Here is a 15175-nt window from a genome sequence, read left to right on the forward strand (position 1 = left end):
ATCAGGGTCTTTAATTTATTAATGAGCAACAAATAACTATTTGTTGCTCATTATTTTTAGTCAATTTAGAATGATATCTGTGCGGCTAATCGGTAGCTAATTCCGTCTCCTGCGGTAACGCTAGATATACCACCACCAGCAAGGTATTCAGTATCGAGCAAGTTTTGTATGTTGCAGCGGAAATCAACACCTTGGCCACTTATTGTGGTCTTATAGGTTGCTCCAATATCGATACGGGTATAAGCATCTTTGGAAATCGTGTTATCGCTATCGGCAAAACGTTCACCTTGATAAAATGCACCCGCATTAAGAGCAAGTTGGTCCGTTAATTCATAACGAGACCAAATTGATGCTGACCACTCTGGAGCGTCAACAGGGGTTTTTCCTTGATAATTTTCATCTTTGTCGTATTTTGCGGCTAAGTTCATTAAGGATGCCATAACAAAGAGCTTATCGTTTATTGCGCCTTGTGCAGCAACTTCGAAACCTTTGTGGCGCTGCTCACCTGCCTGTTCAGTTTGCGTATCAAAATTAGGATCGCCGTTGATTGTTTCAGTGATTAACTTGCCTGTTTTGGTAATATCAAAAATAGCGGTCGTTACTAATAAACGTTCATCAAATAATTGCCACTTAGAGCCAATTTCAAGTTGTTTAGATGTCATGGCCTCGAGCTTCATGCCGTGATTAATATCTCGATCGTTTTCTAGTGTTTCGCTGCTCTGGGGTTCAAACCCTTCTGAATAACTCGCGTAGAAAGTGGTTTGGGCATCAGGATGAAATAAAAGCCCAGCTTTAGGTAAGAACGACTCATTGTTCGCACCTTCTTTACTTTGCTTGTCGTAACGTCCTCCGACCGATATTTGCCATTGATCATTTAAGGTGATTAAGTCTTGTAAATAAATGCCATAGTAATCATATGCACTGGTGTAAAGTGAATCGTCAGTTGTGTAGCTGATATCAGGTCGTGTTGGCTCTTCTTGGTCGCTAGAGTAGTCAATTGACTCGCCATTTACTTTACGTTGTCCGTAGTAATAGTCTAAAGAATTAGCGCCAATTAATAATTGATGATCGAGACCGGCGAGGGTAAATTCTCCAGTAAAATCGATAAAAGCAGTTTTAAACTGCCAGTCATCAAAACGGTCATAGGGTTTAGAGGTGTAGCTGTCGCCCTCTAAAAAAATTGTGGGTTTTTTAGGAGACGATTCAAATCGTTGACGTTTAAAGCTTTGTTCATTGTAGCCGAGTGCAACCTGCCACTGATTATTTAATGCATAGTTGATATCAACACCGATATTTTCAACAGTAATGTCAGTAAATGCCCAAGACATATCACGAATGGTTTTATCATGACCAATAACATCGCCTTTTTCATCTAACCAAGAACCTGTATCTAACCCTGCTTCATCGTCTGTTCGGTCATAATGAAGGCGCACCATGGCATCGTCTGAAATATCATAGTCAATGACTAACGCACCAAGAAAACGATCGCGCTGACGTTGTTCATTGTTTTGGTACTCATGTTGATATGTAGCATCTTGTTTAACCAGTACGCCTCTGTAACGTAATGACTCATCATCAGTTAACGAGCCACCAGCATCTAACGATAATCGGCTTGAACCTTCTTGGTCAACATCAAGACCTAGCGTAAATAATGTTTTAGCAGTTGGCTTTTTTGTCACCATATTCACTAATCCACCAGGCCCTGATTGACCATATAAAATACTTGAAGGACCTTTAATCACTTCGATATTTTCTAAGATTTCGATAGGTTGTTGGTAGTGTGACCAATGTTGGTGGCCATCTCTAAGGTAGCCATTTGAAGAACTTAGTTCAAAGCCGCGTAGATTGAATACTTCACGATTACGTTGTTTAGAGCCAGCAGTTAAACTTGCGTCATTCGTTAATACTTCGCCTAATGTTGTCGCTAATTGTTCTGTTATTACCGAGTTGGGAATAACGGTGACCGACTGAGAAGTTTCTAATAAAGAAACATTGGTCCGCATTGCGCCATGTGCTTGGTCAACTTTATAGTTATTAAAATAACTACCTTTGACTTCAATAACTTCAACAGAGTTATTATTGGTAGCGCCTTCATTGGCACTGGATGAAAAAGGCGTTAAGCCAACGAAAATTGCTAAGCAGACAGGTGAATACTTCATTGTTATTCCTAAAAGAAAATAGAGAGATAAATTACTTGGTGCGAATACTAATGATAACGATTATCATTTGCAACAAGTAAATTTGCTTTATTGTCTTTTCCCCGATAACTTTTATTCGTTTTTTTTGCTTGTTAAGTTAAATGTGTCGCAAGGATCCCTGGCATCGCTAGAATAATGCAAGGCCGTATTTTGAATTTATAGTTGATGTGAGGCAGTTTAACCATCTCTATTATTTGAGGAGAAACTCAGGGTAGTGTTCATCAAGAAGTAGGTGCAGTTTTTCTTTAACTTGGCTGAAAGTAATACCATTCATTAAATCACTACCTTTGGCGCGAATCCCCCAAGGTAGCTGATCAAGAGGCTGTCTATATTGTTCTTGGGCAGTATGTTCGTAGCAACTTACCACATAGTTTTGATATAAATATGGCCCGGTACGGCAAGGGTTACTGTGCGCGTACAAGCCAATAACGGGTGTGCCAACAGTGACTGCCATATGCGCTGGTCCAGTGTCAGGAGCTATCACCAAATGAGCTGTTTTAAGCACACCAAGTAGCTGTTTCAAATTGGTTTTGCCAACAAGATTAACAAGGTTGCATTGACTTAAACTGATAATTTCAGTGGCTAGTAATGTTTCTAGTGTGGTCGGTCCGCCACAAATAACCACTTGAAAACCTAACGCTGTTAAATAATCGGCTATTTTTGCATAACCTTCGGCATGCCAATTTCTCTCAGCTTTACTTGCTGCTGGCGAAATAACAGCAATAGGTTTATCAGATACTAACGATAGCCGCTCACTTGCCCAAAGTTCGTTTTCGTCACCAATGGGCATTTGCCAGCTAGGACTTTCGCTAGGAACACCAATAGCTTTTGCAAAACCAATAAAACCATCAAGTACATGTGGTTGATGTTGTGGCGCTATCTGATGATTGGTGAAAAGCCACTGGCCTTCTTTAGCTCGTTTGCGGTCGAAACCTATTTTTATTTTTGCTTTAATACACCAACTCGCTAAACTGGCACGCAAGGCAACTTGCATATGTAATAGCACATCAAATTTTTGATCGGTTAACTCAGTACGTAAATCCCGATAGCCTTTCAAGCCTGCTTTCTTATCAAATATGACAAATTTTACCTGTGGCAATCCTTGTAATAAGTTCGCCTCGACTTTGCCTATCACCCAAGTTATTTTTGTTTGAGGATAAAAACGTTGAATTTGTTGCACCATAGCTACGGCGTGACAAACGTCTCCGATAGCAGATAAGCGTAATAAACATAAATTTTTTGGCGCTGTTAATTGACCCAGCATAAAGGAATCACCACAATAGAGCATATAAAGTATTTGAATTGAGTCTATTATCTTGAAACAGTCAGCAATTGTAAAACCTTACCAAGAAAAAACTTACCAACAAGCTAATATTTATTGTTGCTATAACGCCAATGCAATCGATGACTTTTCTCCTGAAATGCTTAATAGTGATTTTTGGCATAAAAATAATGCCATTACCGGCAGTGCCCAAGGGCGTGGTACTACTTGGTTTGTTCAGTACGACTCTCCAGAAGTAAACACCATGGAAAAACAACAGTGGGTGTTACGTCATTATTTTCGTGGTGGTTTAATTGGCAAAATAATTAATGATAAATATTTTTTTACGGGACAAAATAGTACTCGAGCCGCCCAAGAATACCATTTATTAAATACGCTACAGGGGTTAGCACTGCCAGCGCCAAAGCCCATTGCTTTTCGGGTGATTAAGCAGGGGCTTTTTTATCAAGCTGATTTGTTATCTTCTCGAATTGAACATGCTCAAGATTTAGTGGCGGTTTTATCAAAAGCACTCTTAGCCGAGCAAGTTTGGCGAGAAGTGGGCAAGGTGATTCGTCGTTTTCATGATGCTGGCATTTATCATCATGATTTAAATAGTCACAATATCCTACTCGATGAAGAGAACAATGTTTGGTTGATTGATTTTGATCGCGGCGAACAACGAGCGGTTGCTCAATCATGGCAGCAAGCTAATATGGCAAGATTATTACGTTCTTTTGAAAAAGAAAAAGTAAAATTGCCAAACTTTAATTGGCAAAAATCAGACTGGCAACTTCTATTAGCAGGATATCTGCAGTCAAATGAGTGATTAACGGCATTAAAAATGCAAAATTTAATTGAATAATATTTTGATTTTCAACTAAACAGATGGTTTGGTGGTTAAGCGACTTCAGCGACTTCCATACAACGTTTACGGTACATGGTACGTGCTTCTAAAAACTCAGGCATTGCAGACTCAGTGATATAAGGTTGAATAATCACTAATATTTTTAAGACACCTTCATAAAAAACGGCATCAGTAATTTCAATATTTTTATTTTGAGTTTGATAAAAGCTTAACCAGAAGGTGTTCACTAAACGTAAAATACTGACAATATCAGGTAAGTCTTCATCAGCAAACTTCATCATATGAGTACTACGTAATGACAACAGCATCTCACTGACACGGGTAGCGATTGATGATTGCACATCAACATACTTTTCATGTAACAAAGGGTTTTTTGCTAACAATACCGGCAGGTTACTGTAGAAAAATCTAAACTTCATTAGTGCTTGAAAAACAGCATCCATATATAAAATGATGGTATCGAGGGGTTTTACTTCGGGTGTTACAAAAGGGACTGTATCTAATAATAGGTTACGTGCATATTCTTCGTAGATGGAAAGAATAATGTCTTCTTTATTGCGAAAATGATAATAGAGGTTACCCGGACTAATGCTTAAATGCGCTGCAATATGATTAGTTGTTACGTTGCGCTCACCTTGTTCATTGAAAAGCTCAATGCTGGCTTGAATAATTTTATCACGGGTTTTCATGTCAGTTACTTCTGTTTTTATTATTGTATTATTTTCCATCATACTATCAAAATTGAACTGACGGAAAGGCTTTTCGAGTAAATACTTTAACAAATTCGTCTTTGTAAGTTTCCATTCACTAAAAATAGCCTTTACAATGTTTTTAAGTTTATAAAGAAGATACAACTAATGACGATAAAAGCGATTTACCCAGGAACCTTCGATCCGGTCACTAACGGCCACACAGATTTAATTGAGCGTGCAAGTGCTTTGTTTTCTGAAGTTATTGTTGGTGTTGCTGCCAGCCCAAGTAAAAAGCCTCGTTTTGATTTAGCGCAGCGTGTTGCTATGATTGAAGAAGTGAGCCGGCATCTGCCCAATATCACCGTGGTTGGTTTTAGTGGCTTATTAGTCGACTTTGCTAAAAAAAATCAAGCCAAAGTACTGATCCGCGGCTTGCGCGCTGTGTCTGATTTTGATTATGAATTTCAATTAGCCAATATGAATAGACGTTTAGCCCCTGAACTTGAAAGTGTATTTTTGACACCATCAGAAGGAAATTCTTTTATTTCGTCAACCTTAGTAAAAGAAGTATCCTTGCATAATGGTGATGTGAGTCAATTTGTTCATCCTATTGTAAAAGCTGCACTCGACGATACTTAATCAGTTTGGCAGTTCGGACAGAACACCGAACTGCGATTCGATTGTCTAACTTCTTCAAGAATCGTTTGGCAGCTATTACATTGCTTGCCTGCCCGACCGTAAACTAATAATTCTTGTGCAAAATATCCTGGGCGACCATCTGCTTGAGTAAAATCTTTTAAGGTTGTGCCCCCTTGGGCAATGGCTGCAGTTAATACTTGTTTGATAATATCGGTAAGCTGATCAAAACGTGCTGCAGAAATCGTTCCGGCTAAGGCCGTTGGTAAAATACCGGCTTTAAATAATGCTTCATTTGCGTAAATATTACCGACACCGACCACAACAGGGTTTGACATTAAAAAGGTTTTTATCGGTACTTTGCGATTCTGCGCCTTAGTAAATAAATAGCCGTAAGTGAAGTCATCACTCAATGGCTCGGGTCCTAATTTACTTAATAAACCTCGCTCGTCAATATTGTCTTTAAACCATAATACCGCGCCAAAACGTCGAGGGTCATTCAAACGTAACGCTTTGCCGTGTGCGAAGACTAAATCAAAATGATCATGCTTGGCGATAGGTGTATCGGCTTCAATCACTCTAATGGTTCCTGACATGCCTAAATGCAAAACTAAGGTACCATGTGAAAACTTAATTAATAAATATTTTGAGCGGCGCTCAACAGCATGAACACTATGACCAATCATACTTTGTACTGTTTCAGGAATTGGCCAACGTAATTTTGCGTTACGTACAACAACTTGTGAAACGGTTTGCTTTAAAATATGGGGACTAATGCCTTGTCGGCAAACTTCTACTTCAGGTAATTCGGGCATAGTAGCTCTATATTGGGTTTATGGTAAATTACAGTGTTAGTGCTTGCATACGATGAACAAAAGCATCGGCAAAGCGTGTTGCTGATTGTTCATCCATATTAAAATATAATGAAGGCTCAATTAGTTCAGCCTCCATAAGAGCAAAACCCTGCTCACAACGCACAAAATCAACGCGAGCATACAGTGGCATGCCGATTTGCGTTTTTATCGCTTTAAGGGCTTGCTCTGCATGCTTTGTTAAGCTTGCTTCCGGTGTTATTGACCTTAAACGACCGCCATGTTCTTCCTGAACGCGAAAATCATCGTCTTTTGGTGTTTTTAAAATGGCGTGACTGTAGTGGCCATTAAAATAAAACAGTGAAAATTCACCTTCATCAATAACATTTTTCATAAAGGGCTGAACTAAAAACTCACTGGCTGAAAACGCTTGTGCAAGTTGTGGATAAAATGTTTGATGATTTTCTTTTGTTAACCAAAAGGTATTATCAGCATTTGCACTAATACGAGGCTTAATGACTAATTGATCAACATTTAATTCAGTAAAATATTGATCAAGCTGTTGCGGCGTTAAATTTTTCCGCCACAATGTTTTTACAATATTTACATCAAGGCTAACTAATTCACGTAAATATTTTTTATCAATATTCCACTCAACCGTTTGTAAACTATTTTCAAGGTGAGCACTAGATTGCTCAATATCAGTTAACACCTTTAAAAATTCAGCCGCATTGTCTTGGTAATCCCATGGCGAACGAATAATAACGGCGGCATAGTCGTTCCAATTAACACTTTTATCATGCCATGACACCATATGCATTTGCCAACCTAACGCGAGTAGTGGCTGTGCAAGTAAATGGTCGTAAGCCTCAAAATTTTTAAGGTTGTCCATGGTCAGTATCGCGCAGTCTTGTATTTTATGATTAGTCATCGACATGATCTTCTTTATGGTTTTAGTGAAAGGGGAAGTTAACTGGCTAATATTTCATTAGGAATGAGCTGTGAAAATATTGCCAGCGGAAAAGCTAACCATCTTTTTTGCTGAAGATTAAAGACCAGCAATTCATTATCAGTAATAAATAAATTAAGTAATTGAGCTTGCGCTTCATCGGCTAATTCAACCGTAACCACTAACGCCATTTGGTGGTCAAGCTTGGGTGGAACAGTAACTATGTCACCTGTTATCTCATGCCAGGTGAGCATCATTTGCTCTAATGCTTGTCCTGATATTTTTGCTGGTGTTGCTCGCCAAGTTCGTCCGATGCGTTCTATCGCCACTTGCTGGTTAACCGCTAGTGATAGAATAACAGCATGTTTGGCAAACAAGGTCTGTTGTTTATTATCTTGCTGCTCAGTTGATGAATATAATTTTTTATTAGTCACGTTAATCACCAGAATAAAAATCATCACTGAAAAAATGATAACGTTGTTCCAACCAGTACGAGAGAGCTTCATAAAAGACTCATTATTAAATATGATAATAGCGATGATACTAAATTTTAGGCAATAAAAAACCCAGCAATTGCTGGGTTTTTAAAAACTTGAATTAAATTACTTAATTTTAGCTTCTTTGTACATTACGTGCTGACGGATGCGTGGATCAAATTTCTTGATCTCCATCTTTTCAGGCATAGTCTTTTTATTCTTATCAGTAGTATAAAAATGACCAGTACCGGCACTAGAAACTAAACGAATTTTATCGCGCATAATAATTTCCTCTAAAAGTAGTTGTTAAACTTTTCCGCCACGGGCACGGATGTCAGTTAATACTACATCAATACCTTTCTTATCGATAATACGCATTCCTTTCGGAGTTAAACGTAATTTAACGAAACGATTTTCACTCTCCACCCAAAAACGGTGAGATTGAAGGTTTGGTAAAAAACGACGACGAGTCGCGTTTCTTGCATGTGAACGGTTGTTTCCAACCATTGGCACTTTGCCTGTTACTTGGCAAACTTTAGACATTCTGAGTACTCCAAAAATTAATTCCAGGTCGAACTATTATTCCCCAAGACCGTCGCCTCGAGATCCTGAAAAAGGTGGCATATTATAGTGAAACTGAAAAATGAAAGCCACCTTTAATAAGAAAAAACTATGTTAACTTAATATTGTATTACTTTACAATGGCTTATCTGTTTTTTGTGGCTGTATGACGCAAGGTTTGAGTGAAAATTGCACAGATAAATATCAAGTTGTTGTTAATTTATGCCTGAGTCGAGCAATTTTTTAAGTTTATTATGCTGTTCTTCGCCACAAAGTTCGTTAATTAAAATACGAATAATATGTGATTTGGCTAATTTAGTTTCTTTAGCGAGATCTTGTAATTGGATAATCGCTTGTTCACTGAGAGTGAAAGTGGCGTGACGAAAGGGCTTATTTCCTTTCATATTCTTACTCGCCAATTGCTGTTTTGCAGCAAGAATGGCTTGTTCAATAGAGACATTCTTGGTGTTGTCGCTATTAACAATTTCAGGGTGCCCTAACGCATAATTTTCTGCGTCAGCAATAAATTCGTCAACAGTAAATTCCCTTTTCTTTTTATTTCCTTGTGTGGTTTTCTTTAGGTCAGTTAAACTCATGTGAGTTGTCCGGTTTCATTGCTAATAATTCTTCAGCTATAGCGGTCATTTCTATTGCTGCTTTACCCTGAGGTTCTATTTCGAGTACTGAAGAGCCTTGTTCTTCGCTGTCATCATAAACATTACGACTAAAGGTTACCGCGTTTAATACGTTAATACCATATGAGCGGCAAACATCTTTTGCTTCTAATATTCGTTTACCTTGGTTGGGCAACGATGGGCATTGGGTGATAACAAAAGAGGCGAGCATTTTTGGGTTAACCATTTTACAGGTACTGAGCATATCTTCCATGTGTGGCACGGTTTTTAGATCTCGACGTTTAGGGCGCAGCGGAATAATAACATGGTCAGCAACTGACATTGCAGCACGAAGCGCTAAGTTATCTTGGCCACCACAGTCAACAATTACATAATCATAATGCTGTACTAAACTAAGCAAATCGTTACGAATTTTACCATACAATTGAATACAGTTTATCGCGGGTAACGACGGATCAGAATTTCTTGCTTGTATCCAGTCAGAGGTTGTTCTTTGTGGATCACAGTCAACCATCAACACGATAGCTTTTTTATCTCGGGCAAAATAAACGGCTAAATTCTGTGCTAAACAGCTCTTACCACTACCCCCTTTTTCGCCACCTACTAAAATCATCATAATATAAAATGTCCTTACCTCTTGTTGTAACATTTGCTGTTGTAACATTCGCGTCGAGGATTAATTATAGTGCAACTATTTTATTTTGCATTTTCATTTTCTAAGCGTAGTGCTAATTCAAAATAACCATTCGGTTGCTTAAGACAGCGGATCACTGTGCCATATAAATTTTGGCTATCGGGGTTGGCTACCTTAAAAACTACGGTCACTTTAGTTTGTAGTGGAATGACATGGTCGCAATCGAGCTTCAAGCCACCACGCGAAAAGTCCAAACAAGTAATTTTTCGTTGCACGGTTTGTTGCTGGTCATTTACCCAACGTATATCAACTAACTCTTTTTCCATATCTAAGCGAAAAGATTGTCGTCGCTCGTCGTCGCTGCTCTGATTGGGTTCAGGTTCGTTCATCTAAAGCTCCTTCTATTATTTATTCTTTATAATTCACCGTGTTCAGCAAAAGAGTAACACTGATTACCGGCAACAATAATGTGATCGAGTACTTGTATATCAATTAAGCTTAGTGCCTGTTCTAGTCTTTTGGTAATTTGTTTATCAGCAATGCTCGCTTCGGCAATACCCGAAGGATGATTATGCGCTAAAATTACCGCGACGGCTTTTTGTTTTAACGCCTGCTCAACCACTATTCTGGGGTAGACTGCTGCCGCATTAATAGTGCCAAAAAATAATCGTTCAAAGGTTAATACTTGATGCTGGCTATCGAGAAACATTACCGCAAAGACTTCTCTGCTTTCACCACGTAATTCACTGATCAAGTAATCTCTTGTCACCTGTGAAGAGCTTAACGCAGTACCTTTTTGCAATTGCTCGCTAAGATAACGCTTTGACATCTCCAAACACGCTTGTAACTGTACATATTTCGCCACACCTAAACCATGATGTTGACAAAACTCTTGCTCAGTTGCGCGATAGATGGCGGCAATACTGCCAAAACTTTTTAAAAGCTGCTGAGCTAGCTCAACTACATGGCATCCCTTTACTCCCGTGCGTAAAAATATAGCCAATAATTCTGCATCACTTAAACTGCTAGGTCCTTTGTGTAGTAGCTTTTCCCTGGGTTTTTCATTTTCTAACCAATCTTTTAACATCACCGCATCCTTGCAAAGCAAATTTGTAAATGGGCAAATTAATGGTATCTTATCGCCACTTACCGTTATTAAGACTAGCAGTTTATGCAAATTTTACAGGGGAAAAAAATAGTTCTGGGTATTACTGGCGGTATTGCTGCCTATAAAACGCCAGAATTAGTGCGTCGTTTAAAAGATAATGGCGCAGATGTTCGTGTAGTGATGACAACAGCGGCGAAAGCTTTTATCACCCCACTAACATTACAGGCCGTTTCTGCCAATGGCGTTTCAGACAGTTTGCTTGATAGCCAAGCAGAATTAGCTATGGGGCATATAGAATTAGCAAAATGGGCAGACTTTATCTTAATTGCACCAGCGACAGCCGACGCAATTGCCCGTATTACCTGCGGCATGGCGAATGATTTATTGACTACAATATGTTTGGCAACAAGTGCGCCAATTGCTATCGCTCCAGCGATGAATCAACAAATGTGGCATGCGGCAATAACTCAAGAAAATATTGCCAAACTTATTTCACGAAAAGTTGCCATATTTGGTCCTGGCTCAGGAGCACAAGCTTGTGGTGATGTTGGTTTAGGGCGAATGTTAGATGTTGACCCTTTGGTTAACCATGTCTGTCAATTTTTTCAACCCGCGTCGAAGATTGCTCAGGTAAATTTATCAGGTCAACGTTGGGTGATCACAGCAGGACCAACGCGTGAAGCTATAGACCCAGTTCGCTATATTTCAAATCATAGCTCAGGAAAAATGGGTTATGCCATCGCACAAGCAGCACAATTAGCGGGTGCAGAAGTACAAATAATATCGGGCCCCGTCAGTATTGCCGTTCCCCATGGTTGTAAAAAAATAGCGGTGGAAAGTGCATTACAAATGCACCAGCAAGCGCTTGAACTCGCTAAAAAAGCTGACGTTTTTGTTGCCTGTGCCGCGGTTGCTGATTATCGAGTTAGTGAAGTAGCAACGCAAAAAATTAAAAAATCAGCCGATGAAATGCAACTTGTTTTAGTGAAAAATCCCGATATTGTTGCCGATGTTGCTGCTTTATCTGTAAAACCTTTTACCGTCGGTTTTGCCGCTGAAACACAAGATGTCGCATATTATGCGCTTGATAAATTAAAAAGAAAAAATCTTGATATGATTGCTGCCAACAATGTTGCGCTGTCAGGACAAGGCTTTAATAGTGATGATAATGCCTTAACGGTTTTCTCCAATATAAATAAAACGGAACTACCGTTAGCATCGAAAAAAATACTTGCCGAGCAATTAGTACAACTAATTTCGCAACATTATATTGAAAAAAAATAAGAGAACGATTTATGACCGCAGCGCAAAAACCTAATCGCAAACAACAAATTTTAGAGTGTTTAGCAAAAATGCTAGAAACTTGTCCTGGCCAGAGAATAACGACCGCCAAACTTGCTGCTGAAGTGGGTGTATCAGAAGCTGCGCTTTATCGCCACTTTCCTTCTAAAGCGCGTATGTTCGAAGGTTTAATTGATTTTATTGAAGAATCAACGTTTTCACGGGTGAATTTAATCCTCAGTGATCACAAAGAAGCTTTGGTGCGTTGTCATCATATTTTGCATGTATTGTTGGTTTTTTCAGAGCGTAATCCTGGGATGTGTCGTATCTTGGCTGGTGATGCGTTAATGGGCGAAAACGAAAGATTACGAACACGTGTTAATCAGTATTTTGAAAAATTAGAAACGCAATTTAAACAAGTCTTACGTGAACGAAAATTGCGTGAAGGTAAGAGCTTTAGCATTTCAGAGCAAGCATTAGCAAATATTTTAGGCGCTTATGTTGAAGGAAAAATTAGCCAGTATGTTCGTTCAGGTTTTACCAAGAAGCCTAGCGAAGATTTTAATGATCAATGGCAATTTTTAATGGCGGGTAAGTAAGTTTCGCGTAAAAATGCGACGACATAACCCTGAGCAATACAGATTTCAGTAAGTTAATAACCTAATAAGTATTAAAATAAAATTAAGGAAAAAATGTGAGTGATTTATCACAGCTTCATCCCATGCATTTATGGCAGTTATTTGAAAAAATATGCAGTATTCCTCACCCTTCAAAGCATGAGCAAAAAATATCAGCTTGGATCCAAGCTTGGGCAAAAGAGCAAGGTTTAGCGGTAAAAGAAGACGCCGTTGGTAATATTTTTATTAAGAAGCCAGCTACAGCGGGTATGGAAAACTGCCAAGGTGTTATTCTACAAGCGCATATGGATATGGTTCCACAAAAAAATGCTGATACCGTTCATGATTTTTTAACCGATGCTATCAAACCTTATACGGTTGAAGAAGCCGATGGACAATGGGTTACAGCAGAAGGTACCACCTTAGGCGCTGATAATGGTATTGGCTTATGTTCAGCTTTAGCCGTTTTAGCAAGCGATGATATCGCTCATGGCCCTTTAGAAGTTTTAGTAACCATAGATGAAGAAGCTGGCATGACCGGCGCTTTTGGTTTGGAAGCGGGCTGGTTAGAGGGCGATATTCTAATTAATACCGATTCTGAACAAGAAGGTGAAATCTATATGGGGTGCGCCGGTGGTATTGACGCCGAAGCTACCTTTAAATTGATTTTTGAAGATGTTACCCAAGATTTTACTTCATTTACCTTATCTCTTTCAGGTTTAAAAGGTGGACATTCTGGGGTAGACATCGATACGGGTCGTGCCAATGCAAATAAACTTTTAGTGCGATTTTTGCTCGACGCAAGCCAAAATTTTGATTTGCGTTTAGTGGATTTAAATGGCGGTAGCTTGCGTAACGCTATTCCTCGTGAAGCTGATGCCAGCTTTGTTATTGCAGCAAAAGATGTGAGCGCTTTTAAACTTAGCCTAGACGATTATTTAGACAGGTTACGCGCAACATTAGGCAGTATTGAAACCGATATCGAGATGTTACTCATTTCACCAGAGGTTTTCGACCAGTGTTGGAGTCTTAAAACACAGTCGTTAATTTTAAACGCCCTTAACGCTTGCCCCAATGGTGTTATTCGCATGAGTGACGATATTGAAGGTATTGTAGAAACATCGCTTAACTTAGGGGTTGTTCGCTGTAAAGGGCGTAACTTTATCGCTATGTCGCTTATTCGTAGTTTACATGACGATGGTCGATTACTGGCCGAGTCTATGGTGAAGTCAGTCTTTACATTAGCAGGAGCAAAGGTTGAATTTTCTGGTGCTTATCCCGGCTGGAAGCCTAATACAGATTCAAAAATTATGAAAACCGTCCGTGATACTTACCAGTCACTTTTTAATAAAGTGCCTGAGATTATGGTTATCCATGCCGGTTTAGAATGTGGTTTATTTAAAAACGCTTATCCAAATTGGGATATGGTTTCGTTTGGCCCCACCATTAAATTTCCTCATTCACCTGATGAAAAAGTGAATGTCGAAGCCGTTGGGCTTTATTGGCAGTTACTGGTAGAAGTCTTGAAGAATATTCCAGCAAAAGCTTAGTTTTTCTGTTGTTATGTTGAAGATGTCACCTTACTTTTAATCAAGTAAGGTGCATAATTTCAACATAATACGGTTTAAATCAAAACAAGTGTTGTTAGGCTAAGGTCTAATAAACTTTTTCTGGTAAAACCGTATACTCAAAGAAGAAAGTTTTAAGGATTAACTTATGTTCCAGCCAGAAAAAATAATAGTTGCTGACGATCACCCTTTATTTAGACAAGCGTTATTAGCCGCGCTCGATGTTAAGTTTAATAAAACCCAGTGGTTAGAAGCACAGACAATCGAGCAACTTGAACAACAACTCGCTAATAATACCGACAGTGATTTAGTCTTGTTAGACTTAAATATTCCTGGCGCTCATGGTTTTAACACTTTAATTCATGTGCGTAATCATTTCCCGCAAATACCGGTAGTGATGATCTCGGCTCATGAAGATAATGATACTATTCGTAAAGCGATGGAATATGGCGCAGCGGGTTTTGTACCTAAATCGACGCCCGTTGAAACTATTATTTACGCGATTCAACAAATATTAGCGGGAGAAGTATGGGTACCAGAAAGCTTTGCTCAAGCGAGTAAAGGTGATGGTGAAAGTAATATTGCTGAGCGTGTGGCGAGTTTAACTCAACAGCAATACCGCATTTTAATGATGTTTGCCCAAGGCTTATTAAACAAGCAAATTGCTTACGACCTTAATGTCTCAGAAGCGACTATTAAGGCGCATGCTACCGCTATCTTTCGTAAACTCAATGTTCGTAACAGAACGCAAGCCGTTATTGCTATTGCACCACTGAATGTTGCTGAGCCAAATATTAATCACTAAGCGCAATTATTAACAATTATCAGTAATAGCAATGGGCTATTGCTTGTTAGTGTTCAACCCACTAATTAATCACT

18 protein-coding genes are annotated in these 15175 nt (G+C 39.0%); 6 read left to right on the forward strand and 12 right to left on the reverse strand.

Translation table 11 applies throughout. From position 1 onward, the window contains the following. Nucleotides 1–65: 65 nt before the first annotated feature. Together H4J66_RS12235 and H4J66_RS12240 are read right to left on the reverse strand one after the other, a co-directional pair. Nucleotides 66–2159, reverse strand: coding sequence for a TonB-dependent siderophore receptor (locus H4J66_RS12235; RefSeq protein ID WP_182175076.1), 2094 nt, complete (start codon nt 2157–2159; stop codon nt 66–68). 229 nt (nt 2160–2388) lie between these two features. Next, nucleotides 2389–3462 (reverse strand): glycosyltransferase family 9 protein, encoded by a 1074-nt coding sequence (locus H4J66_RS12240; RefSeq protein ID WP_182175080.1) that lies wholly within the window; start codon nt 3460–3462, stop codon nt 2389–2391. 52 nt (nt 3463–3514) lie between these two features. Here H4J66_RS12240 and H4J66_RS12245 point away from each other — a divergent pair, with 52 nt between their 5' ends. After that, a complete protein-coding gene (locus H4J66_RS12245) occupies nt 3515–4288 on the forward strand; it encodes a 3-deoxy-D-manno-octulosonic acid kinase (protein WP_220463292.1) in 774 nt (257 codons plus the stop codon). A gap of 71 nt (nt 4289–4359) precedes the next feature. Here the strand turns inward: H4J66_RS12245 and H4J66_RS12250 are convergent, their stop codons facing one another. Then, the gene (locus tag H4J66_RS12250) at nt 4360–5109 is read right to left on the reverse strand and encodes a TetR/AcrR family transcriptional regulator (protein WP_259368507.1); all 750 of its coding nucleotides are present in this window, start codon (nt 5107–5109) and stop codon (nt 4360–4362) included. Nucleotides 5110–5184: 75 nt separating this feature from the next. On the opposite strand from H4J66_RS12250, the gene coaD reads away from it, so the two are divergent. Further along, the gene (gene coaD, locus H4J66_RS12255; protein ID WP_070375412.1) at nt 5185–5658 is read left to right on the forward strand and encodes a pantetheine-phosphate adenylyltransferase; all 474 of its coding nucleotides are present in this window, start codon (nt 5185–5187) and stop codon (nt 5656–5658) included. On the opposite strand, the gene mutM is transcribed toward coaD, so the two are convergent. From mutM to radC, 9 genes are all read right to left on the reverse strand, one after another. Continuing rightward, nucleotides 5655–6470 carry a bifunctional DNA-formamidopyrimidine glycosylase/DNA-(apurinic or apyrimidinic site) lyase gene (mutM, locus tag H4J66_RS12260; protein ID WP_070375413.1) on the reverse strand — a complete coding sequence of 272 codons (816 nt, stop codon included), beginning with the start codon at nt 6468–6470 and terminating at the stop codon, nt 5655–5657. The two genes, coaD and mutM, sit on opposite strands and share 4 nt — an antisense overlap. A gap of 28 nt (nt 6471–6498) precedes the next feature. After that, entirely contained in the window at nt 6499–7398 is a 900-nt protein-coding gene (locus H4J66_RS12265) for a RimK family alpha-L-glutamate ligase (RefSeq protein WP_220463293.1), read from the reverse strand. Between the two features lie 38 nt (nt 7399–7436). Then, nucleotides 7437–7922, reverse strand: coding sequence for a hypothetical protein (locus H4J66_RS12270; RefSeq protein ID WP_182175083.1), 486 nt, complete (start codon nt 7920–7922; stop codon nt 7437–7439). Nucleotides 7923–8018: 96 nt separating this feature from the next. Then, a complete protein-coding gene (gene rpmG, locus H4J66_RS12275) occupies nt 8019–8174 on the reverse strand; it encodes a 50S ribosomal protein L33 (protein WP_070375415.1) in 156 nt (51 codons plus the stop codon). Nucleotides 8175–8198: 24 nt separating this feature from the next. After that, entirely contained in the window at nt 8199–8435 is a 237-nt protein-coding gene (rpmB, locus tag H4J66_RS12280) for a 50S ribosomal protein L28 (protein WP_070375416.1), read from the reverse strand. Between the two features lie 233 nt (nt 8436–8668). Next, complete coding sequence (locus H4J66_RS12285) at nt 8669–9049, reverse strand: hypothetical protein (RefSeq protein ID WP_182175085.1); 381 nt, start codon at nt 9047–9049, stop codon at nt 8669–8671. Further along, nucleotides 9036–9704, reverse strand: a complete 669-nt coding sequence (locus H4J66_RS12290; protein WP_070375418.1) for an AAA family ATPase — start codon at nt 9702–9704, stop codon at nt 9036–9038. Before H4J66_RS12290 ends, H4J66_RS12285 begins: the two co-directional genes overlap by 14 nt. Nucleotides 9705–9784: 80 nt before the next feature. Next, on the reverse strand, nt 9785–10111 hold the full coding sequence (locus H4J66_RS12295; RefSeq protein ID WP_182175088.1) for a PilZ domain-containing protein: 327 nt from the start codon (nt 10109–10111) through the stop codon (nt 9785–9787). Between the two features lie 26 nt (nt 10112–10137). Continuing rightward, entirely contained in the window at nt 10138–10812 is a 675-nt protein-coding gene (radC, locus tag H4J66_RS12300; RefSeq protein ID WP_182175091.1) for a RadC family protein, read from the reverse strand. 81 nt (nt 10813–10893) lie between these two features. On the opposite strand from radC, the gene coaBC reads away from it, so the two are divergent. The 4 genes from coaBC (at nt 10894) to H4J66_RS12320 (ending at nt 15101) form a co-directional block, all read left to right on the forward strand. Then, entirely contained in the window at nt 10894–12114 is a 1221-nt protein-coding gene (coaBC, locus tag H4J66_RS12305) for a bifunctional phosphopantothenoylcysteine decarboxylase/phosphopantothenate--cysteine ligase CoaBC (RefSeq protein WP_182175094.1), read from the forward strand. 11 nt (nt 12115–12125) lie between these two features. Continuing rightward, complete coding sequence (slmA, locus tag H4J66_RS12310; protein WP_182175097.1) at nt 12126–12710, forward strand: nucleoid occlusion factor SlmA; 585 nt, start codon at nt 12126–12128, stop codon at nt 12708–12710. A 95-nt stretch (nt 12711–12805) separates the two neighbouring features. Beyond that, nucleotides 12806–14278, forward strand: coding sequence for an aminoacyl-histidine dipeptidase (locus H4J66_RS12315; RefSeq protein ID WP_182175100.1), 1473 nt, complete (start codon nt 12806–12808; stop codon nt 14276–14278). A gap of 166 nt (nt 14279–14444) precedes the next feature. After that, a complete protein-coding gene (locus H4J66_RS12320; protein ID WP_070375424.1) occupies nt 14445–15101 on the forward strand; it encodes a response regulator transcription factor in 657 nt (218 codons plus the stop codon). The last annotated feature ends 74 nt before the right edge of the window (nt 15102–15175 follow it).

It is taken from the genome of Colwellia sp. MB3u-55 (assembly GCF_014076785.1).
Classification (GTDB): domain Bacteria; phylum Pseudomonadota; class Gammaproteobacteria; order Enterobacterales; family Alteromonadaceae; genus Colwellia_A.

What these genes read in the sequence shown, in the direction of transcription:
- H4J66_RS12235 (WP_182175076.1), bottom strand. Translation starts at nt 2,159, where the DNA reads ATGAAGTATTCACCTGTCTGCTTAGCAATTTTCGTTGGCTTAACGCCT.
- H4J66_RS12240 (WP_182175080.1), bottom strand. Translation starts at nt 3,462, where the DNA reads ATGCTGGGTCAATTAACAGCGCCAAAAAATTTATGTTTATTACGCTTA.
- coaD (WP_070375412.1), top strand. Translation starts at nt 5,185, where the DNA reads ATGACGATAAAAGCGATTTACCCAGGAACCTTCGATCCGGTCACTAAC.
- mutM (WP_070375413.1), bottom strand. Translation starts at nt 6,470, where the DNA reads ATGCCCGAATTACCTGAAGTAGAAGTTTGCCGACAAGGCATTAGTCCC.
- H4J66_RS12265 (WP_220463293.1), bottom strand. Translation starts at nt 7,398, where the DNA reads ATGACTAATCATAAAATACAAGACTGCGCGATACTGACCATGGACAAC.
- H4J66_RS12270 (WP_182175083.1), bottom strand. Translation starts at nt 7,922, where the DNA reads ATGAAGCTCTCTCGTACTGGTTGGAACAACGTTATCATTTTTTCAGTG.
- rpmG (WP_070375415.1), bottom strand. Translation starts at nt 8,174, where the DNA reads ATGCGCGATAAAATTCGTTTAGTTTCTAGTGCCGGTACTGGTCATTTT.
- rpmB (WP_070375416.1), bottom strand. Translation starts at nt 8,435, where the DNA reads ATGTCTAAAGTTTGCCAAGTAACAGGCAAAGTGCCAATGGTTGGAAAC.
- H4J66_RS12285 (WP_182175085.1), bottom strand. Translation starts at nt 9,049, where the DNA reads ATGAGTTTAACTGACCTAAAGAAAACCACACAAGGAAATAAAAAGAAA.
- H4J66_RS12290 (WP_070375418.1), bottom strand. Translation starts at nt 9,704, where the DNA reads ATGATGATTTTAGTAGGTGGCGAAAAAGGGGGTAGTGGTAAGAGCTGT.
- H4J66_RS12295 (WP_182175088.1), bottom strand. Translation starts at nt 10,111, where the DNA reads ATGAACGAACCTGAACCCAATCAGAGCAGCGACGACGAGCGACGACAA.
- coaBC (WP_182175094.1), top strand. Translation starts at nt 10,894, where the DNA reads ATGCAAATTTTACAGGGGAAAAAAATAGTTCTGGGTATTACTGGCGGT.
- slmA (WP_182175097.1), top strand. Translation starts at nt 12,126, where the DNA reads ATGACCGCAGCGCAAAAACCTAATCGCAAACAACAAATTTTAGAGTGT.
- H4J66_RS12320 (WP_070375424.1), top strand. Translation starts at nt 14,445, where the DNA reads ATGTTCCAGCCAGAAAAAATAATAGTTGCTGACGATCACCCTTTATTT.